Origin of the sequence: Microcoleus sp. MON2_D5 (assembly GCF_036701905.1) — a bacterium.
In the GTDB taxonomy this organism is placed as follows: domain Bacteria; phylum Cyanobacteriota; class Cyanobacteriia; order Cyanobacteriales; family Microcoleaceae; genus Microcoleus.
Genome location: NZ_JAUBRM010000206.1, coordinates 1 through 2,806, shown reverse-complemented (window position 1 = coordinate 2,806; position 2,806 = coordinate 1). Strand labels below are relative to the sequence as shown.

Annotated in this window: 4 protein-coding genes; 2 read left to right on the top strand and 2 right to left on the bottom strand. The window is 41.9% G+C overall.

The window, feature by feature from the left end; all coding sequences use genetic code 11:
- Nucleotides 1–876 carry a pentapeptide repeat-containing protein gene (locus QUA47_RS30610; RefSeq protein ID WP_333433592.1) on the bottom strand — a complete coding sequence of 292 codons (876 nt, stop codon included), beginning with the start codon at nt 874–876 and terminating at the stop codon, nt 1–3.
- A gap of 252 nt (nt 877–1,128) precedes the next feature.
- Between QUA47_RS30610 and QUA47_RS30605 the strand changes: the two genes are divergently transcribed.
- The gene (locus tag QUA47_RS30605) at nt 1,129–1,392 is read left to right on the top strand and encodes a hypothetical protein (RefSeq protein WP_333433591.1); all 264 of its coding nucleotides are present in this window, start codon (nt 1,129–1,131) and stop codon (nt 1,390–1,392) included.
- Nucleotides 1,393–1,480: 88 nt separating this feature from the next.
- Entirely contained in the window at nt 1,481–2,284 is an 804-nt protein-coding gene (locus QUA47_RS30600; protein ID WP_333433590.1) for a GUN4 domain-containing protein, read from the top strand.
- A gap of 209 nt (nt 2,285–2,493) precedes the next feature.
- On the opposite strand, the gene QUA47_RS30595 is transcribed toward QUA47_RS30600, so the two are convergent.
- The gene (locus QUA47_RS30595) at nt 2,494–2,787 is read right to left on the bottom strand and encodes a XisI protein (protein WP_333433589.1); all 294 of its coding nucleotides are present in this window, start codon (nt 2,785–2,787) and stop codon (nt 2,494–2,496) included.
- Nucleotides 2,788–2,806: the final 19 nt, after the last annotated feature.

The following is a 2,806-nucleotide window of genomic DNA, read 5'->3' as shown; positions in this document are numbered from 1 at the left end:
TCAGTGGTTTGACTCATTTCTATTGGTGGCCAGAGGCAAAATCTTAATCATGGTCAATCGACCGGACATGATATGACTCAATATGTCTAAAAACTCTTGGACAATGCGATCTGGTTCTTCGCGGCATCTGTCAGCGTCGCAGTAGTGGATGATGCTGATTCCGTGAGATGCAAACAGCCGATCGCGCGTTTCCTCTTTTTCTGTGTCGGGATGCCATATTTCGAGAATACCCCATTGGCCTTGGTGGAATATGAGAAAATCTGGTTCTTGGTTTTGTCGGCCGGAGGGTGTGGTGAGGCGGGCTTTGGAGTTGGGGAAAAAGAGGGTGTTTGTGCGATCGAGGGCTTCGGCTATTTTTACTTGTTCTTGGCTGTGAAAGCGCAAATCATTCCAGTGATAAATCCGTTCTTTTATGCTCGACAAAATTCCCTCGTTATGTGCGTCTTCAGCCTTAATAATTTCATCTGATGCTGTATGATAATCAGATAGAATTGCACCGTGTAAATCTGCTGATGAATCTGATTCACTTAAGTTTGCGAATGAGAGTTTTGCTCCGCTTAAGTTAGCACCGCTGAGATTAACTCCAATTACTTGAGTTCGATGTAATGTCACTTGATGTCGCCGCAAGTATCGTTTTATAACTGCTTTAATATTACTTTTTTTTACTTTTTCTTTAAAAGCGTCTGAGAGTAACTTCCAGAGTTTATAGCCAGTCGCTTTAATATATTCATCATCATATTTAGAAAGTTTAGCAATTTCCTCATAAGACTGTCTGCCTTCCCAGGACTGTTTGAAGATTAGCTCTTGCACGTCGTTTAACTGTTCGTCGTCATCTAGGACTGTTTCGACAATGGCGAGAGCTTCATCCACAGTCATGGGTTAAATCCTCTTAAAGGTAGTGTGTCCGAGTAGAGGTTGTGCTGGTGGCATGGTTTATGACACTTTGACCGTGCGCGCACATTGCTGTGGATAGATTTTATCACAATCTCCAAGATGTTGCTACTCTTTCTAACTTTTTGTCACTTTTTATCACTGACAAAGATGAAGTTGACTCATTAGAATACTTAAATGTCAGCAAATGGCTGGCGTTCATATTTACAAATTACCGTAGCATAGGAGTTAACACAAGTGAGTTTACCATACAACCTTGCCGAGACAATTCGGAATATTATGGCTACTTTGGCTTTGGCTCAAGGAATTTTATCTCCTTCACAGGTTTATGATATTCCTAACTCGACAATAATAGCTCAATTTGAAGAGCAAATCGGAATAGCAGACCAGGCAGAAAGAGAGAGAGTAGAAAGGGAACTAAAAAAAGTAAAATCAAGTCAATCGACTATGCTAGAGATAGCTAAAGAAACAGGCTATGGTAGCGGTAATTATGGCGGATAAAGCAATTTTGATTAATTTTTACCAGTAGACACAACCATCAGGGGATTGAGTGGCAATTCCCCTGATTACCTAATCAAGGAAAGTATCAATGTGGATTTTAATTTTAATTGTGCTGGCTGTAGTTGCCTACTTCGTGGTGTCACAAGCATCAAGCAGTAATCAAGCTAGTAAGGCATCAAGTAGGACTCAAGCTAGTAAAGCATCAAGCCAGAATTACACTAATCAAGTAGATTATTCAAATCTTGAAGTAATATCACTTGACAGCAGCGTGTCTATTCACTATAACTACACACACCTTCGTGACCTACTAGCAGAGGGCAAATGGAAAGAAGCTGACAAAGAAACAGGACGGCTGATGCTCGCCGTAGGATATCTAACAGCAGAGAAAAAAGTCCGGGAGGGAGAATGGACGCACCTTGACCCGAGGACGGACTGTTTAGATTTCCTACATTTGATGTACTTCCCTTGCGCTGACCTTTGTACTATCGATCGACTTTGGCTTAAATATAGCAATGGTCGCTTTGGATTTAGTATACAAAATCGAATTATGTCAGAAATAGGAGAGGATGCAATATCGTTTATATGTTGTAAATTCAACTCCTCCTATGAGGAAGGTCAGAAAAGGAAGGACTTAAGAAAGAGCTTTGAGCGACGGATAGGATGGTACACTCCTGACAGTAAGGACAGTGCTGGTAGAATGACTCTTGGTTTAAAAACCTATAACGATCTTACTTTTTCAATGCAGGCTCCACATGGACATCTTCCCACGGCGAATTATTGGCAGGAAGGAGCTAGGGGCGATGTTGGGTCATTTGAAACTCAACCGCTGTTTGGTTGTTACGACTTAGTACATCTCTTGAATAGGCTTTCAAGTTGCGGTATTGCTCTGTAGTCAAAACTCTGGTCACATAAACTTATTGACACACTTGTAGAAAACATGAAATTGAGTGACGATCGCCCTTTCACTCCTAAAAGCTAGCACCTCATCACCCCCACCTTTCTACAACCTTCTCCGATCGCCTGCTTTAAAGGTTTTTGAAGTCCGTGAAGCGAAGCTATCCCGTAGGGAATCGCCCTCCGACTCAAATCGCTTCCACTCCATTATACTTTCAAAGATTCTCGCTGCTGCTCCCTAGTAGGCACTCCATAAGCAGTATAAGGTCTAACATCAGGCGGTTGAAGTCCCAAAACAATTGATTCGGCAGGAACTCCCGCTGCAACTAACTCCTCAGCAATCAGGCGATCGGTATTATTTGCTTGAATCCACACCTGACCGTCAATAATATCAATATGAATCACGCAATGGTGAATGCGCTGCTCATTAAACCAACCTATATTTAGGGCTTGCTGAATAATCGAGCGCAAACTAAGAACAGGAGCGAGGGATATATTCAAGCAGAGTTAAAGAATATTC

Excerpts from the sequence above, each read along its gene's own strand:
- QUA47_RS30610 (WP_333433592.1), bottom strand. The coding sequence starts at position 876 with ATGACTGTGGATGAAGCTCTCGCCATTGTCGAAACAGTCCTAGATGAC.
- QUA47_RS30600 (WP_333433590.1), top strand. The coding sequence starts at position 1,481 with ATGTGGATTTTAATTTTAATTGTGCTGGCTGTAGTTGCCTACTTCGTG.